Origin of the sequence: Micromonospora sp. AMSO12t, from assembly GCF_008806585.1 — a bacterium.
GTDB classification, from domain to species: domain Bacteria; phylum Actinomycetota; class Actinomycetes; order Mycobacteriales; family Micromonosporaceae; genus Micromonospora; species Micromonospora reichwaldensis.
The window spans coordinates 1-25,394 of sequence record NZ_WAAS01000013.1 but is presented as its reverse complement, the minus strand read 5'-3'; the positions used below and the strand labels follow the sequence as shown (position 1 = coordinate 25,394).

General features: G+C 72.8%; 23 protein-coding genes and 1 pseudogene. 20 read left to right on the top strand and 4 right to left on the bottom strand.

From position 1 onward, the window contains the following. Positions 1-345: 345 nt before the first annotated feature. Complete coding sequence (locus F6X68_RS03545) at positions 346-3,843, top strand: phosphodiester glycosidase family protein (RefSeq protein ID WP_151452891.1); 3,498 nt, start codon at positions 346-348, stop codon at positions 3,841-3,843. A 69-nt stretch (positions 3,844-3,912) separates the two neighbouring features. On the opposite strand, the gene F6X68_RS03540 is transcribed toward F6X68_RS03545, so the two are convergent. Continuing rightward, positions 3,913-4,809 (bottom strand): AAA family ATPase, encoded by an 897-nt coding sequence (locus F6X68_RS03540; protein WP_151452890.1) that lies wholly within the window; start codon positions 4,807-4,809, stop codon positions 3,913-3,915. Positions 4,810-5,109: 300 nt separating this feature from the next. On the opposite strand from F6X68_RS03540, the gene rpmE reads away from it, so the two are divergent. Beyond that, positions 5,110-5,334: a 50S ribosomal protein L31 gene (gene rpmE, locus F6X68_RS03535; protein ID WP_088998650.1), complete on the top strand. Its 225-nt coding sequence runs from the start codon at positions 5,110-5,112 to the stop codon at positions 5,332-5,334. A 99-nt stretch (positions 5,335-5,433) separates the two neighbouring features. Beyond that, a complete protein-coding gene (prfA, locus tag F6X68_RS03530) occupies positions 5,434-6,522 on the top strand; it encodes a peptide chain release factor 1 (RefSeq protein ID WP_151452889.1) in 1,089 nt (362 codons plus the stop codon). A 21-nt stretch (positions 6,523-6,543) separates the two neighbouring features. Here the strand turns inward: prfA and F6X68_RS03525 are convergent, their stop codons facing one another. Further along, the gene (locus F6X68_RS03525) at positions 6,544-8,094 is read right to left on the bottom strand and encodes a GGDEF domain-containing protein (protein ID WP_151452888.1); all 1,551 of its coding nucleotides are present in this window, start codon (positions 8,092-8,094) and stop codon (positions 6,544-6,546) included. A gap of 81 nt (positions 8,095-8,175) precedes the next feature. Here F6X68_RS03525 and prmC point away from each other — a divergent pair, with 81 nt between their 5' ends. From prmC to F6X68_RS03505, 4 genes are all read left to right on the top strand, one after another. Continuing rightward, positions 8,176-9,114 carry a peptide chain release factor N(5)-glutamine methyltransferase gene (gene prmC / locus F6X68_RS03520; protein ID WP_151452911.1) on the top strand — a complete coding sequence of 313 codons (939 nt, stop codon included), beginning with the start codon at positions 8,176-8,178 and terminating at the stop codon, positions 9,112-9,114. Then, complete coding sequence (locus F6X68_RS03515; protein WP_151452912.1) at positions 9,114-9,758, top strand: L-threonylcarbamoyladenylate synthase; 645 nt, start codon at positions 9,114-9,116, stop codon at positions 9,756-9,758. The genes prmC and F6X68_RS03515 overlap by 1 nt, the downstream gene beginning before the upstream one ends. Further along, positions 9,759-10,370, top strand: coding sequence for a phosphotyrosine protein phosphatase (locus F6X68_RS03510; RefSeq protein WP_151452887.1), 612 nt, complete (start codon positions 9,759-9,761; stop codon positions 10,368-10,370). A 116-nt stretch (positions 10,371-10,486) separates the two neighbouring features. After that, positions 10,487-12,598, top strand: a complete 2,112-nt coding sequence (locus tag F6X68_RS03505; RefSeq protein WP_151452886.1) for a transglycosylase domain-containing protein — start codon at positions 10,487-10,489, stop codon at positions 12,596-12,598. 12 nt (positions 12,599-12,610) lie between these two features. Here F6X68_RS03505 and F6X68_RS03500 read toward each other — a convergent pair whose 3' ends face one another. After that, a complete protein-coding gene (locus tag F6X68_RS03500) occupies positions 12,611-14,104 on the bottom strand; it encodes an SDR family oxidoreductase (RefSeq protein ID WP_151452885.1) in 1,494 nt (497 codons plus the stop codon). Between the two features lie 35 nt (positions 14,105-14,139). Here F6X68_RS03500 and glyA point away from each other — a divergent pair, with 35 nt between their 5' ends. The 13 genes from glyA (at position 14,140) to F6X68_RS03435 (ending at position 25,087) form a co-directional block, all read left to right on the top strand. Further along, positions 14,140-15,426, top strand: coding sequence for a serine hydroxymethyltransferase (gene glyA / locus F6X68_RS03495; protein ID WP_151452884.1), 1,287 nt, complete (start codon positions 14,140-14,142; stop codon positions 15,424-15,426). Beyond that, positions 15,423-15,854, top strand: coding sequence for a hypothetical protein (locus F6X68_RS03490; protein ID WP_151452883.1), 432 nt, complete (start codon positions 15,423-15,425; stop codon positions 15,852-15,854). The genes glyA and F6X68_RS03490 overlap by 4 nt, the downstream gene beginning before the upstream one ends. A 164-nt stretch (positions 15,855-16,018) precedes the next feature. Further along, the gene (locus F6X68_RS03485; protein WP_132231195.1) at positions 16,019-16,240 is read left to right on the top strand and encodes a hypothetical protein; all 222 of its coding nucleotides are present in this window, start codon (positions 16,019-16,021) and stop codon (positions 16,238-16,240) included. Then, positions 16,241-17,062 carry a F0F1 ATP synthase subunit A gene (atpB, locus tag F6X68_RS03480; RefSeq protein WP_151452882.1) on the top strand — a complete coding sequence of 274 codons (822 nt, stop codon included), beginning with the start codon at positions 16,241-16,243 and terminating at the stop codon, positions 17,060-17,062. Between the two features lie 93 nt (positions 17,063-17,155). Next, complete coding sequence (gene atpE / locus F6X68_RS03475) at positions 17,156-17,383, top strand: ATP synthase F0 subunit C (protein ID WP_088998660.1); 228 nt, start codon at positions 17,156-17,158, stop codon at positions 17,381-17,383. A 31-nt stretch (positions 17,384-17,414) separates the two neighbouring features. Further along, a complete protein-coding gene (locus F6X68_RS03470; protein WP_088998661.1) occupies positions 17,415-17,945 on the top strand; it encodes a F0F1 ATP synthase subunit B in 531 nt (176 codons plus the stop codon). Continuing rightward, the gene (locus F6X68_RS03465; RefSeq protein WP_151452881.1) at positions 17,945-18,766 is read left to right on the top strand and encodes a F0F1 ATP synthase subunit delta; all 822 of its coding nucleotides are present in this window, start codon (positions 17,945-17,947) and stop codon (positions 18,764-18,766) included. The genes F6X68_RS03470 and F6X68_RS03465 overlap by 1 nt, the downstream gene beginning before the upstream one ends. A gap of 92 nt (positions 18,767-18,858) precedes the next feature. After that, positions 18,859-20,514 carry a F0F1 ATP synthase subunit alpha gene (atpA, locus tag F6X68_RS03460; protein ID WP_151452880.1) on the top strand — a complete coding sequence of 552 codons (1,656 nt, stop codon included), beginning with the start codon at positions 18,859-18,861 and terminating at the stop codon, positions 20,512-20,514. Positions 20,515-20,524: 10 nt separating this feature from the next. After that, the gene (locus tag F6X68_RS03455) at positions 20,525-21,454 is read left to right on the top strand and encodes a F0F1 ATP synthase subunit gamma (protein WP_151452879.1); all 930 of its coding nucleotides are present in this window, start codon (positions 20,525-20,527) and stop codon (positions 21,452-21,454) included. After that, entirely contained in the window at positions 21,454-22,890 is a 1,437-nt protein-coding gene (gene atpD, locus F6X68_RS03450; RefSeq protein WP_151452878.1) for a F0F1 ATP synthase subunit beta, read from the top strand. The genes F6X68_RS03455 and atpD overlap by 1 nt, the downstream gene beginning before the upstream one ends. Before the next feature lie 212 nt (positions 22,891-23,102). Next, positions 23,103-24,245, top strand: coding sequence for an LCP family protein (locus F6X68_RS03445; protein ID WP_151452877.1), 1,143 nt, complete (start codon positions 23,103-23,105; stop codon positions 24,243-24,245). 89 nt (positions 24,246-24,334) lie between these two features. Further along, positions 24,335-24,619 (top strand): F0F1 ATP synthase subunit epsilon, encoded by a 285-nt coding sequence (locus F6X68_RS03440; protein ID WP_151452876.1) that lies wholly within the window; start codon positions 24,335-24,337, stop codon positions 24,617-24,619. Positions 24,620-24,631: 12 nt separating this feature from the next. Continuing rightward, a complete protein-coding gene (locus tag F6X68_RS03435; protein ID WP_151452875.1) occupies positions 24,632-25,087 on the top strand; it encodes a DUF2550 domain-containing protein in 456 nt (151 codons plus the stop codon). Between the two features lie 234 nt (positions 25,088-25,321). On the opposite strand, the pseudogene F6X68_RS03430 reads toward F6X68_RS03435, so the two are convergent. Beyond that, positions 25,322-25,394, bottom strand: a pseudogene (locus F6X68_RS03430) (cob(I)yrinic acid a c-diamide adenosyltransferase); the annotation flags it as partial.

Genomic DNA, 25,394 nt, shown 5'->3' with positions numbered 1-25,394 from the left:
CGGTCCCGGGCGCACGCCGCAGGGCGACCCACCGAGCGCACGCGCGGTGTGGGTGGCCGTGGGGCCTCGAGCACATGTCGTGGTGTGGCCGTGGGGTGCGGCGGCGGGGCGCGCGGTCGCGGCACGTGCTGCCGGATTGTGGCTCCGCTTGTGCGGTGCGGTGCGGTGCGGGGAGGTGCGGTGCGGTGCGGGGCCCGCGCTCCCTGAGGCCCGCGCTCCGAGGGGCCCGTGCTCCGGAGGGCGGTGTCGGCAATGGCGGGGACGACCGCCGGAAGGGTGGAGTTTTCCTTCGCTTTGGCCGGCAGCTATTGAAACTTCTATTCATCGTCCGGTTGACTGTCGCCCATGCGTACCCGCAGACGATCCGCCCGGCTCGCAGGCGTCCTGCTGCTGACGCCGCTGCTCACCCTGGCCGGCACCGTGCCGGCGAACGCCGGTGCGCCCGCTCCGGCCACCGACCCGTCCCTCACCGCCGCCGAGGACGCGCCGCGCGCCTCCTCGTACTCCGCAGGCTCCGTGACGCTCGCCGGCGATCCGGCCGCGAGCATGTCGGCCGCCGCGGCCCCGACCGGCGTGGAGCCGGCCGGCGGGCTGGAGACGGCGAAGACCACCCGCCCGGTCGCCCCGGGCCTCAACCTGACCTCCTTCGACCGGTACGACGCCGACGGCTGGCTGCGCGCGGACGCGCTGACCGCCGACCTCACCGGCGGCCTCACCGTGGACTACGTCAATTCCGGCGCGGTCAGCCGGGCCGAGCCGCTGCGCGGCGCCGTCGACGCGGCCCGTGCGGTTGCCGCCGTCAACGGCGACTTCTTCGACATCAACAACTCCGGTGCCGCCCAGGGGGTCGGCGTCCGCGACGGCCAACTGGTCCAGTCCGCGGTCAGCGGGCACCGCAACGCCGTCGCGATCACCACCGAGGGGCTCGGCCGGGTCATCGAGGTGAACTTCGACGGCACCGCGACCCTGCCGACCGGTCCGGTGACGCTGACCCAGTTCAACAACATGATCCAGGCGAACGGGATCGGCGTGTTCACCGCGCTCTGGGGGTCGTACACCCGGCAACGCGCGGTCGAGGGCGCCGCCCGCGTCACGGAGGTCTCGGTGGTCGACGGCCGCGTCGCCACCGTCGCCGGGACGGCCGGAAGCGGGGCGGTCCCGGCCGGCACCACCGTGCTGCTCGGCCGCGACGCCGGCGCGGACGCCCTCGCCGGGCTGCGTCCCGGCGACGCGGTGACGGTCGCCTACCGGCCCAAGCCGACCGACGGCAGCAACCTGCACGCGGCCGTCGGCGGCGGCAACGTGCTGGTCCGCGACGGGGTGGTGCAGAGCATCGCCGACGCGTCGCTGGCCCCGCGCACGGCCGTCGGCTTCTCCGCCGACGGCCGGCGCATGATCATGCTGACTGTGGATGGTCGGCAGGTCGACAGCCGGGGCGTCACCCAGACCGAGATGGGCCGCATGATGGCCGAACTCGGCGCCCACCACGCCCTCAACCTCGACGGCGGCGGCTCCTCGACGCTGCTCGCCCGGGAACCGGGTGCGGCGGCCGTGCAGGTGGAGAACAGCCCGTCCGACGGCAGCGAGCGGGCCGTGCCCAACGGCCTGGCCATCTACGCGCCCAAGGGCAGCGGCCGGCTCACCGGGTACTGGCTGGAGACCGCCAGCGACCCGACCACCGCTCCCGGCGTCGCGCCGGTGCGCGGCGGCCGGCCCGACCGCGTCTTCCCCGGCCTGACCCGCCAGCTCACCGCCGCCGGCCACGACGAGACGTACGGCCCAGCGGCCGGCGCGCCGACGTGGCGGGCCAACCCGGCGGTGCACGGCGTCGTCGACGGCAAGGGCCGCTTCCGGGCCCTCCTGCCCGGAAGCACCACGGTCACCGCCTCGCGGGGCGCGGCCCGTGGCACCCTCGACCTGACCGTGCTCGGGCCGCTGGCCCGGATCGACTCCACGGTGGACCGGGTCGGCCTGACCGGTGCCGAGGGCAGCGCGCTGTTCGGCGTCGTCGGTTACGACGCCGAGGGCAACACCGCCCCCATCGAGCCGGCCGACCTGAAGCTCGACTACGACAAGGACCTGCTGAAGATCGCGCCGACCGCCGACGGCAACCTCGCCGTCACCGCCCTGCGGGACACCGGCTCGGCGCTGGTCACCGTCCACGTTGGCCGGAGCAGCACCGTCCTGCCGGTCACCGTCGGGCTGACCGACGTGCCGGTGGCCGGCTTCGACGACGCGGCGGCCTGGAAGTTCAGCCAGGCGCGGGCCAGCGGCGCGGTCGCGCCCGCGCCGGGCCGCACCGGCACGGGCCTGAAGATGACGTACGACTTCAGCCAGTCCACCGGCACCCGGGCCGCGTACGCGGACCCGCCCGCCTGGATCGAGGTGCCCGGCCAGCCGCAGGCGTTCGGCATGTGGATCCACGGCAACGGCACGGGGGAGTGGCCCAGCCTGCACCTGCACGACGCGCAGGACACCCAGCACGTGCTGCGCGGCCCGCTGATCACCTGGACGGGCTGGAAGTACGTCGAGTTCGCGGTCCCCGCCGGGGTGCAGTACCCGGTGCGGGTTCGCCGGTTCTACGTGGCGGAGACCAACGCCGCCGCGCAGTACCGCAGCGAGGTCATCATCGACGACCTGGTGGCGAAGGTGCCGCCGACGGTCGACGCGCCGGCCGAGAAGCCGCGCACCGACCGGGTGGTGCTGCGCGACGGCACGGTGGACGGGGCGCCCTGGCGCTTCGCCGTCCTGTCCGACGCGCAGTTCGTCGCGGCGAACCCGGACAGCGACCTGGTCGCCCAGGCCCGCCGTACGCTCCGCGAGGTCAAGGCCGCGAAGCCGGACTTCCTGGTGATCAACGGCGACTTCGTGGACACCGCCTACCCGGCGGACTTCGCGCTCGCCAAGCGGCTGCTGGACGAGGAACTCGGCGGGGAACTGCCGTACTACTACGTGCCCGGCAACCACGAGATCATGGGCGCCCCGATCGCCAACTTCCGGGCCGCCTTCGGCGACACCGAGCGGACCTTCGACCACAAGGGCACCCGGTTCGTCACGCTGAACTCGTCGACGGGTTCGCTGCGCGGCGGCGGCTTCGACCAGGTGCGGATGCTGCGCGAGGCGCTCGACTCGGCGGCCGGTGACCCGGCCGTCGGCTCGGTGGTCGTGCTGCACCACCACCCGCCGCGCGACCCGAGCCCGGCCAAGGCCAGCCAGCTCGGCGACCGGAAGGAGGCGGCGCTGCTGGAGCAGTGGCTGGCCGACTTCCAGCACCGCACCGGCAAGGGCGCCGCGTTCGTCGGCGGGCACGTCGGCACCTTCCACGCCGACCGGGTCGACGGGGTGCCGTACCTGATCAACGGCAACTCGGGCAAGAACCCCTCCACCCCGGCCGACCAGGGCGGCTTCACCGGGTGGACCGAGTTCGGGGTGGACCCGGTGAGCCCGGCCGAGGCCGACCGGGCCCGGCGCAACCCCCTCGTCGAGGGCCCACGCTGGGTCAGCGCCGAGACGCACGCACACGTCGACGCGCTCACGCTGACCGCCCCGGCCAGCGTCGCGGTCGGCGCCCCGGCGACGGTCACCGCCACGGTGACCCAGCCCGGCGGGCGTACGGTGCCGGTGGCGGCGCCGGTGAGCGCGGACTGGTCCGCCTCGCCGAACGTGCACGTCGGCTCGATCCTCGGGCTGAAGCCCTGGCACGTGGCCCGCTTCGACCCGGCCACCGGCAAGCTCACTGCCCTGCGCCCCGGCGCGCAGGTCAAGCTCGCCGTCGCGGTCAACGGCGCGCGGGCGGAGGCCACCGTCACCCTGACGGCCGCCGCCGCGGCTCCCGCCGCCTGAGATGCAAGGAAGGGCACCTTCCTGTCGCCCAGGCGATGGGAAGGTGCCCTTCCTCACACCCGCGACCGCTCAGAAGTCGCCCTCGGCCACCTGGAAGACGGTGAGGCCGAGGGCGCGCCACATCCGCACCACCTGCTGACGGTCGTCGAAGACGCCGACCACCCGGTAGCGGTCGGCGATCTCGCGCTCGTAGATCTCCCGCTTGACCACGGAGTCCTTCCGGTTGTCGCCGACGGCGCGCAGGTGCAGGCCGAGGTAGGGGACCCGGACGTGCCGGGCCAGCCACGCCTCGGTGGCGGCGCGCGCGGTGGCGTCCCGGCCCGAGCAGAACACCACGCCGTATCCGGCGGCGTGCATCGCCCGGACCGCCGCGATCACCGCCGGGTTGGGCTCGTCCTCGGCGACCCGGGTCATGTCGTACGGGCTGCGCGAGACGTTCAGCGCGACCGTGCCGTCGATGTCCACCAGCACGATCTCCGGCGGCTCGGTCGACGGGGCGTGCACCGTGGCGGGCCGCCCCGTCCGGGCCTGCGGCACGGGCAGCGGCAGCGTACGACCTTCCAGGTAGCGCTCGTGCAGCCGGCGGATCCACGCCTCGCCGACCCGGTCGGCCTCGGGGCGGGCGGCGTCGCGGCGCAGGCACTCCGCCAGCGGCACGTCGGTGAAGTCGTGCACCTCGAACCCGGCGCCGTGCCGGGCGGCCAGGTCGGCCCAGTCGCGCAGGGTCCGCGACCGCAGGTTGGTGTCGTCGACGCAGACGTCGGCGCGGACCCGCAGCAGCGCCTCGACCTGCGCCCGCTGCACGACGGTGACCTGCCACTCCGCCCACTGGGTGAACAGCCGCTCGCCGTGCAGCATGCGGCGCAGGTCGTCGCGGTTGACGCGGACCACGGAGGGCTGGAGGGTCCGGGCGAACGTGGTCTTGCCGGAGGCGGGCAGTCCCCGGGTGGCGATCAGGCGGGCCATCGGCTCCTCCGTGTCGTACGTCGTCGGCGGTCCCCGCCGTCCGCGCCGCGTGCCCCGGGCGGGGCACGACGCCGACGGCGGCCGTGCCGGGACGAATGCCCGGCCAGGCGTCGGGAATGCAGCAGGTGGGGCGTGCGTTGTCGATGCCGGACCAGCCGTGCGGCCCGACTGCCGGGTCGGCGTACGCCCATGGCACACTGGTCAATCGGCCACCGGTTCCGGTTCACGCCCGAGCCCGTCGCGCGCCGCGACGGACACCGACGGCGACCCGGCGACCATCCACGAGAGGACCGAGGCGAGATGAAGTCCAACATCCACCCGGAGTACGTGACCACCGAGGTCAGCTGCTCCTGCGGTAACACGTTCACCACCCGCAGCACCGCCAAGGGCGGCTCGATCCACGTCGAGACCTGCAGCGCCTGCCACCCGTTCTACACCGGCAAGCAGCGCGTCCTGGACACCGCGGGCCGGGTGGCGAAGTTCCAGCAGAAGTACGCCAAGGTTCAGGCCAAGAAGGCCAAGTAGCTCCTCGTTCGGCGCCCGCGTCCGGTTTCGTGCCGGACGCGGGCGCCGTCCGTATTCCCCCTGGTCCTGCCCCGTCCCCGTCGAAGGAGCCTCCCCCGCATGAGCAGCGAGCGCCTGGCCGCCCTCCTCGACGAGTACGCCGAGTTGGAGAAGCGGCTGGCGGACCCGGCCATCCACGCCGACCAGAACACCGCCCGCCGGGTCGGCCGCCGGTACGCCGAGCTGGTCCCGCTACACAAGGCGGCCGGGGAGCTGGAGCAGGCCCGCGCCGACCTCGCCGCCGCCCGGGAGCTGGTCGCCGAGGACGCGTCCTTCGCCGCTGAGGCCGAGTCGATCGCGGAGAGCCTGCCGGCGCTGGAGCAGCGGCTGGCGGAGCTGCTGATCCCGCGCGACCCGCACGACGCCAAGGACGTGATCGTCGAGATCAAGGCGGGCGAGGGCGGCGAGGAGTCCGCGCTGTTCGCCGGCGACCTGCTGCGGATGTACACCCGCTACGCGGAGCGGCGCGGTTGGCTCACCGAGGTGATCGACGCCCAGGACTCGGACCTGGGTGGGGTGAAGGACGTCTCGCTGGCGATCAAGACCAAGGGTGTGCCCGAGGGCGGCAACGGCGTCTGGTCCCGGCTCAAGTGGGAGGGCGGCGTGCACCGGGTGCAGCGCGTACCGGTCACCGAGTCGCAGGGCCGCATCCACACGAGCGCCGCCGGGGTGCTGGTGCTGCCGGAGGCCGAGGACGTCGACGTCACCATCGACCCGAACGAGCTGCGCATCGACGTGTTCCGCTCGTCGGGGCCCGGCGGCCAGTCGGTGAACACCACCGACTCGGCGGTACGGATCACGCACGTGCCGACCGGCATCGTGGTCTCCTGCCAGAACGAGAAGTCCCAGTTGCAGAACCGGGAGCAGGCGATGCGGATCCTGCGCGCCCGGCTGCTGGCGGCGGCCCAGGAGCAGGCCGACGCGGCCGCCTCGGACGCCCGCAAGGCGCAGGTGCGCACCGTGGACCGCTCCGAGCGGATCCGCACCTACAACTTCCCGCAGAACCGCATCACCGACCACCGGATCGGCTACACCGCGTACAACCTGGACCTGGCGCTCGCCGGTGACCTGGACGCGGTCCTCGACGCCCTCGCCGAGGCCGACCGCGCCGCCCGCCTGGCCGGCGACACCGAGCTGACCCGCCGCTGACCCCCGGGGCCCGACGAGGCGTCAGGAGGCACGGGGGCGGGTCTTCGCCGCCAGCATCGCGCGGTCGGCGGCCTCGAACGCGGTGCCGAGGGCGTCGCGCAGGCCGGGACCGGTGGCGCCCACCTCGGCGAAGCCGACGCTGACCCCGACCGGCGTGCCGGGGACCAGTGACTCCCAGTCCTCGGTGCGCACCGCGGCGTCGATGCGGCGGCCCACCTCGGCCGCCTCGGTCATTCCGGCGCCGGGCAGCACCACCACGAACTCGTCCCCGCCGTAGCGGGCCACGAAGTCGCCCCGGCGCATCACCCGGTTGATCACCCCGGCGATGCGCTGGAGCACCAGGTCGCCGGAGTGGTGCCCGTGCCGGGTGTTGACGGCCTTGAAGCCGTCCAGGTCGCAGACGCCGATGACGACCCGGTCGCCGTGGGCGACCAGGGTGGCGATGTAGCGCTCCAGCCGCCGCCGGTTGGGCAGCCCGGTCAGCGGGTCGGTCAACGCCTCGCCCTCGAAGCGGGCCGCCTCGCGGCGCATCTCCTCGTGGTCGATGCGGGCGGCGATGCCGTCGATGTAGACGTCGCGGAGCCGGTCGTTGCGCTGGGCGGCCAGCCGGAACGCCAGCCGGTCGGCCCGGTGCGCCCCCGCGTGGTCGCCGGCGCGGGCCAGGGCGATGCTGCGCAGCCGGGCCGGTTCGGCCGCGCCCAGCGTCTCCGTGGAGACCTGGACGGTGTCCAGCCGGGTGACGGCCTCGATCGGCCGTCCCTCGGCGACGGCCAGGCAGACCTGGCCGAGCTGGCGCATGTCGCGGGCGCGGGCGCTGTCGCCGCCGTGGCCGAGCAGCCGGGCCGGGCCGGCCTGCGGGGCGACGTCCCACCGGTCGCCGAGGGCCGCCCGCCGGGCGGCGGCGTAGCCGTACGCGGCCAGGCTGCTGGGGCGCAGCTTGCCGGCCCGTCCGCTGCCCAGGAACCGGTCCAGGTCGGCGGCGACGTCGCGCAGTACCCGCAGGCAGCCGTCGCTGTCGCCGTTGTGGTCCAGGGCGACGGCGTTGCGCAGCCGGATCCCGGGGGCGGCGAAGGTCTCCTCCGGGATCTCGGCGGCGCTGCCGAGCTGCCGCGCCCGTTCGATGGCGCCGAGGGCGTAGCCGTGGAAGCTGAGGTACGAGTAGGCCATCGCCAGGTCGTGCCAGCCCCACGCGGTGTCCCGGTCGGGGTCCGCCACCGCGCCCAACGCCCGGGCGGCCTTCACCAGGTGGGTGACGCAGCGGTCCAGCGCGCCCTGGTGGTGCGCGGCGAGGGCGGCCAGCGCGTTGAGGTGCCCGAGCAGGTAGGGCTCGGCGAGGTCGCGGACGGCGGTGGAGGCCTCCTCGACGGCCCGGGTGTACTCCGCCGTCCGCCCGAGGTTGATCACCGCGGAGAGGCGCTGCACCAGGGCGTCGGCCCGCGCGTACGGGTCGGTGGTGGTGGCGACGACCCGGTCGAGGATCGCGTACGCCTCGGCGGAGCGGCTGGACTCCTGGAGGGCCCGCGCCCGCGTCAGGGCGTCAACCTGGTCGGTGACCCGGTCGAGCCAACCCACCGCGACCTCCTGTCGGTGTGCGTCCGGACGCATCCGCTCGTGATGTCCAGCGCGACGCCCCATGATTATCTCGTGACCACCGTGCCGCAACACCCGTCCGAAGGGACGAGACGGCAGCGCCCTTCCGTGGCGTTGGCCCGGGCGTCCCGGACCCTCGCCGACGCCGGTATCGCCTCGCCCCGCGCCGAGGCGGAGCAGTTGGCCGCGTACGTGCTGGCGGTGCCCCGGGGTCGGCTGGCGCTGGCCGACGACCTCACGGCCGACCAGCTCGACCGGTTCGACGAGCTGGTCGCGCGGCGGGCCGGGCGGGAACCGTTGCAGCATCTCACGGGCAGCGCCGGCTTCCGGCACCTGGAACTGGCCGTCGGGCCTGGCGTCTTCGTGCCCCGGCCCGAGACGGAGCTGCTCGCCGGCTGGGGGATCGCGCAGGGCCGGCGCCTGGGCGCCGCGCTGGTGGTGGACCTGTGCAGCGGCTCGGGGGCGATCGCCCTCTCGGTGGCCCAGGAGCTGCCGGCGGCCCGGGTGGTGGCGGTGGAACGGTCGGCGGCGGCGCTGCCCTGGCTGCACCGCAACGCGGCGGCCCGCGCCGAGGCGGGGGACCGGCCGATCGAGGTGGTGGCGGCGGACGTCACCGCCGCCGACCTGCTCGCCGACCTGGTGGGCCGGGTCGACGTGCTGCTCTGCAACCCGCCGTACGTGCCGTCGGGGGTGGCCGTACCCCCGGAGGTGGGCCGGCACGATCCGGCGAACGCGGTCTTCGGCGGTGGGGACGGCCTGGCGGTGATCCGCCCGGTGATCGCGCGGGCGGCGGCGCTGCTGCGCCCGGGCGGCGTGTTCGGCGTGGAGCACGACGACACGCACGGCACGGCGGTGCCCGACCTGCTCGCCGCGGACGGCCGGTTCGAGGCGGTCGCCGGCCACCCGGACCTGACCGGACGGCCCCGCTTCGCGACCGCGTCCCGCCGGGCGGACGGCCAGCACGCCGCCGTCGCCGCGACGTGGCAGACTGACTCCTCGTGATGCTCTACGACTGCCGGTCGCCCGCCGACCGGGACCGCGGCATCGCCGCTGCCATCGAGGCGGTCAAGAACGGCGAGCTGGTCGTCCTGCCGACCGACACGGTCTACGGGATCGGCGCGGACGCGTTCACCCCGTACGCGGTCAAGGCCCTGCTGGACGCCAAGGGTGGCCGTCAGGTGCCGCCGCCCGTGCTGATCGGCTCCCGGCACACCCTCGACGGCCTGGTCTACTCGCTGCCCCAGGCGGCCCGGGACCTCGTCGAGGCGTTCTGGCCCGGGGCGCTGACCATCATCGTGGCGCACTCGCCCAGCCTGCGCTGGGACCTCGGCGACTCCTCGGGGACGGTGGCGGTGCGGATGCCGCTGCACCCGGTGGCGCTGGAGGTGCTGCGCGAGACGGGCCCGATGGCGGTCGCCTCGGCCAACAAGACCGGCCAGCCGGCCGCCCTCACCGCCGAGGAGGCCCGCGACCAGCTCTCCTACTCGGTGCGGGCCTACCTGGAGGCCGGGCCGTGCCCGGATCCGGTGCCGAGCACGATCGTGGACCTCACCGGCGAGGTGCCGCAGCTCCTCCGCCAGGGCGCCGTCGGGTTGGAGAAGCTCCGCGACGTGGTGCCCGACATCCTCGTCGGCCAGGGGGTCTGAGTGCCTCCGTTCACCGTGCTGCACGTGTGCATGGGCAACATCTGCCGCTCCCCGATGGCCGAGCGGCTGCTGGCCCTCGCCGTCCGGGAACGGCTGGCCCGCCGCGAGGTCGACCCGGAGCGCGCCGACGAGCTGCTGCACAGCCACAGCGCCGGCACCGGGGGCTGGCACGCCGGCGAGGAGATGAACCCGCCGGCGTCGCGCCAGGTGACCTCCCGGGGCGGCAGCGTCGCCGGCTTCGCCGCGCGCAAGCTGCGGTCGGACCACATCGACGCCGCCGACCTCGTCCTGACCGCCACCGCCGACCAGCAGGAGTACGTGGTGGCGCTGCGCCCCGACGCCGAGTCGCGCACGTTCGTGCTGGGCGAGTTCGGCCGGCTGCTCGCCGGCGTGGACGCCGCCGCCCTGCCGGCGGCCGAGGCGACCCCCGACGCGGTGTACGCGCGCGGCGTGGCCCTGGTGGAGGCCGCCCACGCAGCCCGGCTGGGCACCACCTCGCTGCCCACCGACGATCTCGACGATCCGTGGGGGCGCGGCGACCAGTGCTTCAGCCGGGTCGCCGACGAGATCGAGGAGAGCGTCCACCCCCTCGCCGCGGTGCTCCTGCCGTAACCCGCCCGAGTTACCCGCCCGCGTGAGTTTCCTGCGGGTTTGGGGGAAAGGGGCGGCCCAGAGGGGCTTTCGGGTCATTCTGAGTGGGTCCTGACCGGCTCCTGCGGGGAGAGCTGATGACCCGGGCACGCCTCGACAAAGTGTTCACCGTGCTGCTCGCCGGCTCGCTGGCCGGGCTGGCGCTCGCGGTGGCGGCCCTCCCGGCCGCGCTGGTCTTCGGGATCGGGTTCTCGGCGCTCGCCGCGCCGTACTCGGAGCTGCCGAACACGCTGCGCACGCCACCCACGCCCCAGCGTTCGAACCTCTACGCCAACGACGGCACCACGCTGATCACCTCCTTCTACCAGGAGGACCGGGTGGACGTGCCGCTGGCCGAGGTGGCGCCGGTGATGCGGCAGGCGGTCATCGCCGCCGAGGACACCCGGTTCCACGAGCACAGCGGGGTCGACCTGCGCGGCGTGGCGCGGGCCTTCACCGTCAACCGGGGGGCCGGGGAGACCCGGCAGGGCGCGTCCACGCTGACCATGCAGTACGTCCGCAACGTGCTCAGCAACGACCCCCGGCTGAGCGAGCGGCAGCGCGCTGCCGCCACCGAGCTGAGCACCGCGCGCAAGATCCAGGAGATGCGGTACGCGCTGGCCCTGGAGCGGGAGCTGAGCAAGGACGAGATCCTCGCCCGCTACCTCAACATCGCCTACTTCGGCGCGGGCGCGTACGGGGTGGCCGCCGCGAGCCGCCGCTACTTCTCGAAGCCGCCGGCGGACCTCACCCTGGCCGAGGCGGCGCTGCTGGCCGGACTGGTCCGCTCCCCGCACACCGACGACCCGATCAACGGCGACGCGGACGCGGCGGTCGCCCGCCGGGCGTACGTGCTGGACCGGCTGGTGGAGTCCGGGCAGGTCCCGGCCGAGGCGGCGGACCGGGCCAGGGCGGAGCAGTTGACGCTGCGCCCTAGCCAGACGCCCAACGACTGCACGGCGGTGCCGGCGGAGCACAACGACTGGGGCTTCTTCTGCGACTGGTTCACCCGCTGGTGGAACGCCCAGCCGGCGTTCGGCGCGACGGTCGACGAGCGGCAGCTCACGCTGCGCCGGGGCGGGTTCTCCATCGTCTCCTCGCTCGACCCGGCGGTGCAGCGCGCCACCACCGAGCAGGTGCGCCGGATCTACTCGGTGGACGACCGCCGGGCGGCGCCGACGGCGGTGGTCCAGCCCGGCACGGGCCGGGTCCTCGCGATGGCGGTGAACCGCAACTACGGCGTGGCCGCCAACCCGGCCGGGCAGAAGAACCACCCGAACACGGTCAACCAACTGGTCGCCGGGGGCGGGGCGATCGAGGGTTACCAGGCCGGCTCCACGTTCAAGGTCTTCACGATGCTGGCCGCGCTGGAGTCCGGGCTGCCGCTGAGCACAGAGTTCGACGCGCCGGAGCGGATCGTGACCGACTACTCGGCGAGCGGGGCGGCGAGCTGCGACGGGTACTGGTGCCCGCGCAACGCCAGCGACCTGATGGACGGCCGGCACACCATGTGGACCGCCTTCGGCGAGTCGGTCAACACGTACTTCGCCTGGCTGACCGAGCGGGTCGGCGCGGACCGCGTGGTGGAGATGGCCGAGCGGCTCGGCATCGTCTTCCGCGCCGAGGAGGACGCGCGGCTGGCCCGCCACGGCGCGCGCGAGTGGGGGCCGTTCACCCTCGGGGTCTCCGCCACCACCCCGCTCGACCTGGCCGGCGCGTACGCCGCCGTGGCGGCCGAGGGCTCGTGGTGCGCGCCGCTGCCGGTCGTCTCGATCGCCGACGCCGCCGGTCGCCCGGTGGCCGCCGCGCGGACGCACTGCCGGCAGGCGGTGGACCCGGACGTGGCCCGGGCGGCGGCCGACGCGGCCCGCTGCGCGGTCGGCGACCAGTCGATGTACCGGGAGTGCGACGGCGGCACCGCGGAGGGGCTGCGTCGGCTGCTCGGCCGGCCGGTGGCGGGCAAGACGGGCAGCTCGGACGGGTACGCGACGGAGACCGTGGTCGCCTTCACCCCGCAGTTGGCGGTCGCCTCGATCGCCGCGAACCCCGACGACCCGCGCGACGCGGTGGGCCAGCGGGTGCAGGGGCAGCTGGTCGAGGCGGTGGGGGAGGTGCTCGCCTTCGCGCTGCGCGACGAGCCGGTCCGCGACTTCGTGCCGCCCAGCGAGGAGACCGCCTTCCGGCTCACCGGCGCCCGCGCCGGCAACTGAGCCCCGGGCGTCTCAGCGGCGCGGGGACGTGGCCACGGGCCGGCGGGCCGCCTGCTCGGCCTGGCGGGCGATGTTGCGGGCCATCCCGCCGAAGACCACCGCGTGGAAGGGCGCCACCGCGCCCCAGTACGCGTGCCCGGGCAGCCCGCGCGGCAGGAACACCGCCCGCTGCTGGTAGCGGCTGCCCTCGCCGTCCACCCGGAGCACCCGCATCTCCAGCCAGGCCCGGCCCGGCAGCCGCATCTCGGCGCGCAGCCGCAGCAGCTCGCCGGGCACGATCTCCTCCACCCGCCAGAAGTCCAGCGCCTCGCCGACCTGGAGGCGGTGCGGGTCGCGCCGGCCCCGGCGCAGCCCCACGCCGCCGATCAGCCGGTCCAGCCAGCCGCGGACCGACCAGGCCAGCGGGAACGAGTACCAGCCGTGCTCCCCGCCGACGCCCTCGACGACCCGCCACAGCTCCTCCAGCGGTGCGTGCACCGCCCGCTCGCGGACGTCGGTGTAGGCGGTCCCGCCGGACCACTCCGGGTCGCTGGGCAGTGGCTCGGCCGGCGCGTCGGGGCCGCTCGCGGTCGACCAGCGGGTCTCCACCTCGCCGTCGCGGACCTTCGCCAGGGCCGCCGCGACCGCCTGGTCGAAGCCGGTCAGCCCCTCCGGCGGGTCGGGCACGTAGGCGGCGATGTCGTGCTCGTGGGCGACGGCCTCGTGGACCAGGCTCTCCACCAGCGGTCGGGCGATCGCGTTCGGCACCGGCGTGACGAGCCCGACCCAGTGCGAGGAGAGCGACGGCGTCAGCGGTCGCACGGGCACGATGGTCCGCCGGCGCAGCCCGGCCACCCGCGCGTACCGCTGCATCATGTCCTGGAAGGTGAGGATGTCCGGCCCGCCGATGTCGAAGGCGCGGTTGACCTCGGGCGGCAGGTGCGCGCAGCCGGCCAGGTAGCGCAGCACGTCCCGGACGGCGATCGGCTGGATCCGGTTGCGGACCCAGCGGGGGGTGACCATGGCCGGCAGCCGCTCGGTCAGGTAGCGCAGCATCTCGAACGAGGCCGACCCGGACCCGATGATCACCGCGGCCCGCAGCACCGCCGTCGGCACCCCGCTGTCGAGCAGGATCCGCCCCACCTCGGCCCGGGAGCGCAGGTGCGCCGACGGGACCTCCCGGTCCGCCGCCGGCTCCGGCCCGCCCAGGTAGACGATCCGGCGTACGCCGGCGGCCCGCGCGGCCTCGGCGAACCGGGTGGCGGCCTCCCGGTCGGCGGCCTCGAAGCCGGCCTGGCCGAGCGAGTGCACCAGGTAGTAGGCGACGTCCACGCCCTCGAACGCGGCCGGCAGCGTCTCCGGCGCGCGCAGGTCGCCCTCGACGATCTCCGTCCGCGCCGCCCAGGGCACGTCCCGCAGCCGTCCCGCCCTGCGGGCGAGGCAGCGCACCGTGTGCCCCTCGGCCAGCAGCCGGGGCGCCAGCCGCCCGCCGATGTAACCCGTAGCTCCCGTGACCAGGCATCTCACGGTCTCCAGTGTGCGGCCCAATAGACTCTGGCGTCGTGGCTACTGAGACGAGCACCTTCTGGGGGCCGGACTTCGACCAGCTCCGCGCGACCGACCCGGAGATCGCCGGGGTGGTGCTCGGCGAGCTGGACCGGCTCCGGGGCGGCCTGCAACTGATCGCCAGCGAGAACCTCACCTCGCCGGCGGTGCTGGCCGCGCTCGGCTCGACCCTGACCAACAAGTACGCCGAGGGCTACCCGGGCCGGCGCTACTACGGCGGCTGCGCCGAGGTCGACCGGGCCGAGGAGATCGGCATCGCGCGGGCGAAGGAGCTCTTCGGCGCGGAGCACGCCAACCTCCAGCCGCACTCGGGGGCGAGCGCCAACCTGGCCGCGTACGCGGCGCTGGTCCAGCCGGGGGACACGGTGCTCGCCATGGACCTGCCGCACGGCGGCCACCTCACCCACGGCAGCCGGGTCAACTTCTCCGGCAAGTGGTTCCACACCGTCGGCTACACGGTCCGGCGGGACACCGAGCTGATCGACTACGACGAGGTACGCGACCTGGCCCTCGCGCACCGGCCCAAGATGATCATCTGTGGGGCGACGGCGTACCCGCGGTTGATCGACTTCGCGCGGTTCCGCGAGATCGCCGACGAGGTCGGGGCGTACCTGATGGTCGACGCCGCGCACTTCATCGGGCTGGTCGCCGGGCAGGCCGTCCCGTCGCCGGTGCCGCACGCCGACGTCGTCTGCCTCACCACGCACAAGGTGCTGCGCGGGCCGCGCGGCGGCATGATCCTGTGCCGGGAGTCGCTGGCCCAGCGCATCGACAAGGCGGTCTTCCCGTTCACCCAGGGCGGCCCGCTGATGCACGTCGTCGCCGCCAAGGCGGTCGCGCTGCGCGAGGCCGCCCAGCCCGAGTTCCGGGCCTACGCCGAGCGCGTGGTGGCGAACGCGCGGGCGCTCGCCACCGGGCTGGCCGACGAGGGGATGCGCCCGGTCTCCGGGGGCACCGACACCCACCTCGCCCTGGTCGACCTGCGCGAGGTCGGGGTCACCGGCGCGGACGCCGAGGCGCGCTGCGACGCCGCCGGCATCACCCTGAACAAGAATGCGATCCCGTACGACCCGCAGAAGCCGATGGTCGCCTCGGGCATCCGGGTGGGCACCCCGAGCGTCACCACCCAGGGCATGCGCGAGCCGGAGATGCGCCAGGTCGCGTCGCTGATCGCCCGCGCCGTGCGCACCGATCCGGCCGCCCCCGGGGGCGCCGACACCCTCGCCGCGCTCGCCGGCGAGGCCGCCGAGCTGGTCGCCGCCTTCCCGGCGTACCCCCGATGAGCGAGCCGCGCGCGGGCGAGCCGGGCGCCATCCGGTCCCGGCTGCCGCACCTTCGCCTGCCGCTGCTGGCCTGCGCGGTGCTCGCGCTGGTCGGGGTCCCGGCCGCGGCGGTGCTGCGCGGCGGCACCGGCGCGGCCGGCGTGGCCGCCGGGATCGCGCTGGTCGTCGTCAGCTACCTGGTCTCCGGCGTCTCGGTGGCCTGGGCCGACGCCGTCAACCCCCGGATGATCATGTCGGTGGGGCTGGTCACCTACGCCACGAAGATCGTGGTGCTCGGGGTGGCGATGGCGGCCGTGGCGGCCACCGGCTGGCCCGGCCTGCCGGACATGGGGGTGGCCATCATCGCGGCCGTGGTGGTCTGGACGGGCGCCCACCTGGGCTGGGCCCTGCGTACGCCGCTGCCCACGTTCGAGCGACGCGGTGAGTGAGCGTTCTGTCGGATCTGCGTCCGGCATTTCGGGCTGCCGCGGCGGGCCGCACGGGAGTAACCTGACCAACGACTTTCGCGCCCGCGCCATGGCCCGCACGCTGTTCGCAGTGTGGGGGGTGCCGCACACTCCCGCGCGCTCCTGCTGATATTGTTCGCCACGTCATGGCCGAAGACCCACACCCCCGCAGGTCCGACGACCCTTCGTCGGAAGGCGCGGCAGGTGCCGTTCTGGGCTACCTACTCGCCGGCATCGTGGTGTGGGGCTTCCTCGGGTGGTTGGCGGAGCGTTTTCTCGATCTGCGAACCGGCGTCGGGGTCGCCCTCGGCATGATCTTCGGCGCGGCCGGAGCGATTTACCTGATCATGAAGAGGCTCAGTGCTTGAGTGCCAGCACGCGCGGGTCTGTCGAGTGCGGAGGATGACACGGTGAGTGGACAGCTCGTCGCCGCAGAGGGGCTTCCCTGGCCCCCCAGCGTCGGAGATTTCTACCCGCCGGACGTGGCTGGCCCCTGGGTCACCAAGTTCGGGATCATGGTCTGGCTCGCGGTCGCGTTGCTGATCGTCTTCTTCATGCTCGCCTACCGGAAGCCCAAGCTGGTCCCCGGTAAGGCCCAGTGGTACGCGGAGTCGGTCTACGGCCTGGTCCGGGACAACATCGCCCGCGAGCAGATGGGCAACGCGGGCATCCGCTTCGCGCCCTACTTCACGGTGCTGTTCAGCTTCATCGTGCTGACCAACCTCTTCGCCATCGTGCCCGGGTTGCAGATCTCGCCGAACTCGCACATCGCGTTCCCCATCGTGCTCGCCGCGATCTCCTACGTGATGTACCTCTACATCGGCGCCCGCAAGCACGGTCTCGGCAAGTACCTCAAGATGAGCCTGATCATCCCGAACGTGCCGTGGCCCATGCACATCCTGCTGATCCCGATCGAGTTCATGCAGACGTTCATCGTCCGGCCCGTCACGCTGGCCCTGCGGCTCTTCGCGAACCTGTTCGCCGGCCACCTCCTGCTGCTGGTCTTCACCATCGGCGGCTTCGTGATGCTCAACTCGAGCAGCCTGTTCATCCAGGTGACCTCGGTCTTCTCCTTCCTGATGGCGATCGTGATGGCCTTCTTCGAGGTGCTGGTCGCCGTCCTGCAGGCCTACGTCTTCGTCACGCTGAGCGCGAACTACATCGGAAGTTCGCTCGCCGACGAGCACTGATCGGGCTCGGCGGGCCACCCGGCCCGACCAAGCTTCTGGTACCGACCCGCGTACGCGTGAGCCCTCACGCGTCGAACAGGAGGAATACCCGCAATGACTGTTCTTGCCGAGATCGGCGGTAGCGTCAACACCATCGGCTACGGCCTCGCCGCCATCGGCCCCGGTATCGGTGTCGCCCTGGTCTTCGCGGCCTACATCCAGTCGAGCGCGCGCCAGCCGGAGTCCGCCGGCTACAACCGCACCTGGCTGATCCTGGGCTTCGCCCTGGTCGAGGCGCTCGCGCTGTTCGGCCTGGTGCTCGCCTTCGCTGTCGGCGGCTGACGAAAGCTCTCTCCCGACCCGGAGGTCTGACATGTTCATCGCCGCAGAAGGTGTGGAGCACAACCCGATCCTGCCCATCTGGCAGGAGATGGTCGTCGGGACCATCGCCTTCGCCCTGCTCTGCTTCGTCCTGCTGAAGTTCGTCATGCCCCGCATGGAGGCGATGTACCAGGCGCGGGTCGACGCGATCGAGGGTGGCCTCAAGCGGGCCGAGGCCGCCCAGGCCGAGGCGAACCAGGTGCTCGAGCAGTACCGGGCCCAGCTCGCCGAGGTGCGTACCGAGGCGGCCCGGATCCGGGACGACGCCCGGGCCGACGCCGAGGGCATCCGCCAGGACATCCTGGCCAAGGCGCGGGAGGAGTCCGACCGGATCATCGCCGCGGGCAAGGAGCAGCTCGCCGCCGAGCGCGCCACCATCGTGCGCGAGCTGCGCACCGAGGTCGGCACGATCGCGGTCGACCTGGCCAGCAAGATCGTCGGGGAGTCCCTCGCCGACGAGGCGCGCCGCAAGGGCACCGTCGACCGGTTCCTGAGCAACCTCGAGAGCGCGGGGGCCCGCTGATGCAGGCCGCCAGCCGGGAGTCGTACAAGGTCGCGGCCGAGCGCCTCGACACGTACGTCCGCGGTGCGGAGCCGTCGGCGGTGGCCACCACCGCCGACGCCATCCTCTCCGTCGCCAACCTGCTGCGGCGCGAGCCGCGGCTGCGCCGGGCGCTCTCCGACCCGGCCCGCACCGGTGCCGACCGTGCCGGGCTGCTCGGCGAGCTGCTGCGCGGCAAGGTCGACGCCGAGGCGCTGGACCTGATCGCCTCGCTGGTCTCCGGCCGCTGGTCGGCGCCCTCGGAGCTGCTCGACGCCGCCGAGCGGCTGGGCGTCGACGCTCTCCTGGCGGGCGCCGACTCCGCGGGCGAGCTGGGCGAGGTCGAGGACGAGCTGTTCCGCTTCGGGCAGGTCGTCGCCGGCTCGCCGGGGCTGTCCAGCGCGCTCTCCGACCCGACCGTCCCGGCCGAGCGGCGGGCCACGCTGGTCGACCAGCTGCTCGCCGGCAAGGCCCGGCCGGTCACCGGCTACCTGGTCGGGGTCGCGCTCGCCGGGTTCGGTGGACGCAACTTCGCCGGGGCGCTCACCCGGCTGGTCGAGCTGGCCGCCGACCGGCGGGACCGGCAGGTGGCGTACGTGACCGCCGCGGCCCCGTTGAGTGAAGAGGACGAGCGCCGGCTGGGCGCGAGTCTCTCCGCGATATACGGTCGGGAGGTCTCCGTCAAGCAGACGGTGGACCCCTCGGTTCTCGGTGGCGTGAGCGTGCGGGTCGGTTCCGACCTGTACGACGGCACCGTCCTGCGCCGCCTCAACGAGAGCCGCAACGCGCTCGCGAAGCGCTGAGGCGGCACCCCCGCTCAGCGCCTGTGAATAGACGCCATTCGGACCGGTCGGTACTAGGTATCCCGGGCCCCTGATACTTAAGGAAGCAGAGGATGGCCGAGCTGACCATCTCGACGGAGGAGATCCGCGGCGCCCTGGAGCGCTACGTCTCCTCCTACTCGTCCGAACTCTCCCGCGAGGAGGTCGGCACCGTCGCCGACACCGGCGACGGCATCGCCCACGTCGAGGGCCTCCCCTCGACCATGACCAACGAGCTCCTGGAGTTCGAGGACGGCACGCTGGGTGTGGCGCTGAACCTCGACGTCCGGGAGATCGGTGTCGTCGTTCTCGGTGACTCCGCCAAGCTCGAAGAGGGGCAGCGCGTCAAGCGCACCGGCCGGGTGCTCTCCGTGCCGGTCGGCGACGCCTTCCTCGGCCGCGTGGTCAACGCGCTCGGCCAGCCGATCGACGGCCTCGGCGACATCGCCAACGAGGGCTTCCGCGAGCTGGAGCTCCAGGCCCCGAACGTGATGGCCCGGCAGTCCGTCGACGAGCCGCTGCAGACCGGCCTCAAGGCCGTCGACGCCATGACCCCGATCGGCCGTGGCCAGCGTCAGCTGATCATCGGCGACCGGAAGACCGGCAAGACCACCGTCGCGCTGGACACCATCCTCAACCAGCGGGACAACTGGCGCTCCGGCGACCCGAAGAAGCAGGTCCGCTGCATCTACGTCGCCATCGGCCAGAAGGCCTCCACGATCGCCTCGATCAAGGGCGTCCTGGAGGAGGCGGGCGCGATGGAATACACCACCATCGTGGCCTCCCCGGCCTCCGACCCGGCCGGCTTCAAGTACCTCGCCCCCTACACCGGCTCGTCCATCGGGCAGCACTGGATGTACGGCGGCAAGCACGTCCTCATCGTCTTCGACGACCTGAGCAAGCAGGCCGAGGCGTACCGCGCCGTGTCCCTGCTGCTGCGTCGCCCGCCGGGCCGCGAGGCGTACCCGGGTGACGTCTTCTACCTGCACTCCCGCCTGCTGGAGCGCTGCGCGAAGCTCTCCGACGAGCTGGGCGGCGGCTCGATGACCGGCCTGCCGATCATCGAGACGAAGGCCAACGACATCTCGGCCTTCATCCCGACCAACGTCATCTCCATCACCGACGGCCAGATCTTCCTCGAGACCGACCTGTTCAACCAGGGCGTCCGGCCGGCCATCAACGTCGGCACCTCGGTCTCCCGGGTCGGTGGCGCCGCGCAGGTGAAGCCGATGAAGAAGGTCGCCGGTTCGCTGCGGCTCAACCTGGCCCAGTTCCGCGAGCTGGAGGCGTTCGCCGCCTTCGCCTCCGACCTGGACAAGACCTCCCGCGCCCAGCTGGACCGGGGTTCCCGCCTGGTCGAGCTGCTCAAGCAGGCGAACTACTCGCCGTACCCGGTGCAGGAGCAGGTCGTCTCGGTCTGGGCCGGCACCGAGGGCAAGCTGGACGACGTCCCGGTCGGCGAGATCCGTCGCTTCGAGTCGGAGTTCCTCCAGTACCTCCGGCACAAGCACGAGGGCGTCCTGGCGAGCATCGCCGACCACCAGTGGAACGACGACATCATCAACTCCCTGGACTCCGCCATCGCCGAGTTCAAGCAGGTCTTCCTCGGCAAGGAGGACGAGCGGCGGATCAACGACGCGCCGGCCGCGCCGCTCGAGGGCGAGCAGGACCGCGAGACGGTGAGCCGCTACCGCGACGGCACGGGTGACCGCCCGGCCGAGAACCGGTAAGGGCTGATTCATGGCGGCCCAGGTTCGCGTTCTTCGTCAGCGGATCCGCTCGGCGAAGGGGATGAAGAAGATCACCAAGGCGATGGAGCTCGTGGCGACGAGCCGCATCGCCAAGGCCCAGGCCCGGGTGGCGGCGTCCCTGCCGTACGCCCAGGCGGTCACCGGCGTGCTCACGGCGCTGGCGTCCAACGCGCGGATCGACCACCCGCTGCTCACCCCGCGCGAGCGGGTGCGGCGGGCGGGCGTCCTGCTGGTCACCTCCGACCGCGGCCTCGCTGGCGGCTACAGCTCCAACGCCATCAAGATGGCCGAGTCGCTGATCGCCCGGCTGCGCGCCGACGGCAAGGAGCCGGTGCTCTACGTCATCGGGCGCAAGGGTGTCGGGTTCTTCCGGTTCCGTGACCGGCCGATCGAGGCCAACTGGACCGGGTTCTCGGAGCAGCCGACCTTCGCCGACGCCCGCGCCGTGGGCGAGACGCTGATCAAGGCGTTCACCGCCGGTGCGGACGACGTCGACGGCGGCGCCGGGGCGGACGGGGTGCTCGGCGTCGACGAGCTCCACATCGTCTACACCGAGTTCCACTCCCTGATGACCCAGACCCCGGTCGCCCGGATCATGGGCCCCATGCAGGTGGAGGACCGGCCCCGGTCCGAGGGCGCGCTGCCGGCCTACGAGTTCGAGCCGGACGCGGAGGCGCTGCTCGACGCGCTGCTGCCGAAGTACATCAACACGCGGATCTACGCGGCGTTGCTGGAGTCGGCGGCAAGCGAGTCGGCGGCCCGTCGGCGGGCGATGAAGAGCGCCACCGACAACGCCGAAGAGATGATCGAGAAGTACACGCGTGAGATGAACTCGGCCCGCCAGGCCGGGATCACCCAGGAGATCAGCGAGATCGTCGGCGGCGCTAACGCGCTGGCCGCGTCGGGAAGTGAAGTGTGATGACTGCCCCAGTAGAGACCAAGACGGCCACGGGTCGCGTGGTCCGGGTCATCGGCCCGGTCGTCGACGCCGAGTTCCCGCGCGACGCCATGCCGGCCCTGTTCAACGCCCTGCACGTGGACGTGACGCTCTCCGGCGGCGAGAAGACGCTGACCCTGGAGGTCGCCCAGCACCTGGGTGACAACATGGTCCGCGCCATCTCGATGCAGCCGACCGACGGCCTGGTCCGTGGCACCGAGGTGCGCGACTCCGGCTCGCCGATCACCGTTCCGGTGGGCGACACGGTCAAGGGCCACGTGTTCAACGCGATCGGCGAGTGCCTCAACCTCACCGAGGGCGAGACGCTCCAGCCGGACGACCACTGGGGCATCCACCGCAAGGCTCCGGCCTTCGCGGACCTGGAGCCGAAGACCGAGATGCTGGAGACCGGCATCAAGGTCATCGACCTGCTCGCCCCGTACGTCAAGGGCGGCAAGATCGGCCTGTTCGGCGGTGCCGGCGTCGGCAAGACGGTGCTCATCCAGGAGATGATCACCCGTGTCGCCCGGAACTTCGGTGGTACCTCGGTCTTCGCCGGCGTGGGTGAGCGCACCCGCGAGGGCAACGACCTCATCGCCGAGATGACCGAGTCCGGCGTCATCGACAAGACCGCGCTGGTCTACGGCCAGATGGACGAGCCGCCGGGCACCCGGCTGCGGGTCGCCCTGTCGGCGCTGACCATGGCGGAGTACTTCCGCGACGTCAAGAAGCAGGAGGTGCTGCTCTTCATCGACAACATCTTCCGCTTCACCCAGGCCGGCTCCGAGGTCTCCACCCTGCTCGGCCGCATGCCGAGCGCGGTGGGCTACCAGCCGACCCTGGCCGACGAGATGGGCGAGCTCCAGGAGCGGATCACCTCCGTCCGGGGCCAGGCCATCACCTCGATGCAGGCGATCTACGTGCCGGCGGACGACTACACCGACCCCGCCCCGGCCACCACGTTCGCCCACCTCGACGCGACCACCAACCTGGAGCGGTCGATCTCCGACAAGGGCATCTACCCGGCCGTGGACCCGCTGGCGTCCTCGTCCCGGATCCTCGCCCCGGAGTTCGTCGGCGCCGAGCACTTCGCGGTGGCGACCGAGGTGAAGCGGATCCTGCAGAAGTACAAGGACCTGCAGGACATCATCGCCATCCTCGGTATCGAGGAGCTCTCCGAGGAAGACAAGATCACCGTGCAGCGCGCGCGGCGCATCGAGCGCTTCCTGTCGCAGAACACCTACGCGGCGGAGCAGTTCACCGGCGTGCCGGGCTCGACGGTCCCGATCGAGGAGACCATCGAGGCCTTCCGGAAGATCAGCGAGGGCGAGTACGACCACTTCCCCGAGCAGGCCTTCTTCATGTGCGGCGGTCTCGAGGACCTGGAGCGCAAGGCAGCCGAGCTCATGAAGAGCTGACCTGTCGGTCCTGACCAAAGGCCGCCCCGGCATTGCCGGGGCGGCCTTTCGTCCGTTTTCGGATCCGATGATCGCCGCTGGCCGGTTCCGCGTGGTCGGCGATCATGCCGTACGCGAGGTACCGTCGATCCGCCCACCCACCACGTGGGCGTCGATCCGCAACGAATCGGCTGCATGCGCCCGTCTCCTGATCGTGGGCGTGACGAACGGAGATGATCGTGGGTAAGGCCGACAAGGGCGGCGGCAAGCCGTCCAGGTGGTCGGGGGTGCCGCGCTGGGCCCGGGTCTGCACCGTGTTCGGTGCCGTCCTGATGCTGCTCAGCGGGGCCGTGCTGGTCGGTGCCGAGGCGCTGATGGCCCGTTACGAGGGCGCCGTCGGCAAGGCCGACCTCTTCGGCGACCAGGCCGCCGGGGCGAAGGAGCGCAAGAGCGACATCAAGGGGCCGCTCAACATCCTGCTGGTGGGCATCGACCCGCGCAACCCGGAGATGCCGCCGCTGGCCGACTCGGTCATGGTGCTGCACGTGCCGGCGGAGCTGGACCGGGCCTACCTCTTCTCGATGCCGCGTGACCTCATCGTGGAGATCCCCGAGTTCAGCCGGGCGGAGTTCGACGGCGGCACCGACCGGCTCAACGCGGCGATGTCGTACGGCAGCCGGGTGCCCGGCGGCAACCCGGACGCGGCCCGCGGATTCGAGCTGCTGGCGACGACGGTGCAGAACGTCACCGGCATCACGCGCTTCGACGCGGGCGCCATCATCAACTTCAACGGCTTCAAGAAGATCGTCGACGCGATGGGCGGCGTCGACATGCACATCGAGCGCGAGGTGCGCTCCGAGCACCGCGAGCCGGACGGCAAGCACCGCAAGGGCAACCCCAACGGCGAGGGCTACGTCGGCCCGCAGGCGGTCTACAAGAAGGGCAACCAGCACCTCAGCGGCTGGCAGGCGCTCGACTACGTCCGCCAGCGCTACCCGAAGAACGGCGTCCCGGACGGCGACTACGGGCGGCAGCGGCACCAGCAGCAGTTCGTCAAGGCCATGGCCGGTCAGGCGCTCAGCGCCGACGTGGTGACCAACCCGGTCAAGCTGGACCGGGTGCTGCGCGCGGCCGGGCAGTCGCTGATCTTCAGCGGCCGGGGCCACGGCGTGGTCGACTTCGGCCTGGCGCTCAAGGACATCCGCCCGGAGACGATCCAGATGATCAAGTTGCCGGGTGGCTCGGTCATCCAGAACGGCGAATACCGGGGCGAGAAGTTCCAGCCCGCCGTGGACGACTTCTTCGCCGCGCTGCGCAAGGGACAGCTCGACGCGTTCCTGGTGGAGCATCCCGACTTCCAGAACAAGGCGAAGTAGCCGTGGCGCAGGTCTCGCCACCCGCGTTGGGGGCGGGTCTGCGGCACGACTAGACTTTCGACAATCCGCCGCCGCAGCAAGGAGACAGCGTGGCAAAGCAGCTTCACGTCGAGCTCGTAGCCGTCGAGGAGAAGGTCTGGTCCGGCGAGGCCGAGATGGTCGTCGCCCGCACGACCGAGGGCGAGCTGGGTGTGCTGGCGGGGCACGCGCCCCTGCTCGGCCAGCTTGCCGAGCCCGGCCAGGTGCGCATCAAGCTTCCCGGCGGCGAGCAGGTCTCCTACGAGGTGGCCGGCGGCTTCCTGTCGGTGACCGCCGAGGGCGTCACCGTCCTGGCCGAGAGCGCCACCCCGGTCTCCGCCGCGCAGAGCCGCTGAGCCGAAGCGTCGATGGAGATCGTCGAGGGGATCGGAATCGGCGTCGCCGTCATCCTCGGCGCACTCCTGATCCTCTTCGCCCGGCGGACCGTCGTCACCCGTAGCGGTGGCATCATCCGGCTCGGCGTCCGGACCTCCACGATGCTCGACGGCCGAGGCTGGTCTCCCGGCTTCGGCCGCTTCGTCGGCGACGAACTCCGCTGGTACCGGCTGTTCAGCTTCGCCATCCGGCCCGCCCGGGTGCTCTCCCGCGAGGGGCTGGCCGTCGAGCGACGGCGCCTGCCCGAGGGGCAGGAGCGCCTCTCGATGCCCGCCGACTGGGTCATCCTCCGCTGTACGAGTGACCACGCCCCGGTGGAGATCGCCATGGCCCGGTCCACCGTCACCGGATTCCTCTCCTGGCTCGAGGCCGCCCCTCCGGGGGCGGTCTCGCCGCGTCTGGCCTCCCAGGACTGGCCCGCCGCCTGACCCTCGCCTCGTTGTCGAGGGTTCCGCCGGAGCCCACTTCCACCTCCGCTCGGCGGCTGCGGTACCCCGGACACCGAAGGCAGCGGCACCAGCCGCCTGTTCGGCGGCTCGACCGCGCCGGTGTCTCCGGGGAGCCCGCTCGCGGAGGGATCAAGCCTGACCGCCCGGAGCGAGTGGGCTCCCCGGAGACACCCCACCGCGAGGAGAGGGCTTCTCACCGCGAGTGGAGACGGCTCAGCGGTTGCCGCCCGGCACCCATAGCACATCTCCGTCCGGATTTGCCGTTCTTGACAGGATAAAGAGCAGA

Coding starts and splice junctions, on each gene's coding strand:
- F6X68_RS03545 (WP_151452891.1), top strand. CDS start 346: ATGCGTACCCGCAGACGATCCGCCCGGCTCGCAGGCGTCCTGCTGCTG.
- F6X68_RS03540 (WP_151452890.1), bottom strand. CDS start 4,809: ATGGCCCGCCTGATCGCCACCCGGGGACTGCCCGCCTCCGGCAAGACC.
- rpmE (WP_088998650.1), top strand. CDS start 5,110: ATGAAGTCCAACATCCACCCGGAGTACGTGACCACCGAGGTCAGCTGC.
- prfA (WP_151452889.1), top strand. CDS start 5,434: ATGAGCAGCGAGCGCCTGGCCGCCCTCCTCGACGAGTACGCCGAGTTG.
- F6X68_RS03515 (WP_151452912.1), top strand. CDS start 9,114: ATGCTCTACGACTGCCGGTCGCCCGCCGACCGGGACCGCGGCATCGCC.
- F6X68_RS03505 (WP_151452886.1), top strand. CDS start 10,487: ATGACCCGGGCACGCCTCGACAAAGTGTTCACCGTGCTGCTCGCCGGC.
- F6X68_RS03490 (WP_151452883.1), top strand. CDS start 15,423: ATGAGCGAGCCGCGCGCGGGCGAGCCGGGCGCCATCCGGTCCCGGCTG.
- F6X68_RS03485 (WP_132231195.1), top strand. CDS start 16,019: ATGGCCGAAGACCCACACCCCCGCAGGTCCGACGACCCTTCGTCGGAA.
- atpE (WP_088998660.1), top strand. CDS start 17,156: ATGACTGTTCTTGCCGAGATCGGCGGTAGCGTCAACACCATCGGCTAC.
- F6X68_RS03470 (WP_088998661.1), top strand. CDS start 17,415: ATGTTCATCGCCGCAGAAGGTGTGGAGCACAACCCGATCCTGCCCATC.
- F6X68_RS03465 (WP_151452881.1), top strand. CDS start 17,945: ATGCAGGCCGCCAGCCGGGAGTCGTACAAGGTCGCGGCCGAGCGCCTC.
- atpA (WP_151452880.1), top strand. CDS start 18,859: ATGGCCGAGCTGACCATCTCGACGGAGGAGATCCGCGGCGCCCTGGAG.
- F6X68_RS03455 (WP_151452879.1), top strand. CDS start 20,525: ATGGCGGCCCAGGTTCGCGTTCTTCGTCAGCGGATCCGCTCGGCGAAG.
- atpD (WP_151452878.1), top strand. CDS start 21,454: ATGACTGCCCCAGTAGAGACCAAGACGGCCACGGGTCGCGTGGTCCGG.
- F6X68_RS03445 (WP_151452877.1), top strand. CDS start 23,103: ATGATCGTGGGTAAGGCCGACAAGGGCGGCGGCAAGCCGTCCAGGTGG.
- F6X68_RS03435 (WP_151452875.1), top strand. CDS start 24,632: ATGGAGATCGTCGAGGGGATCGGAATCGGCGTCGCCGTCATCCTCGGC.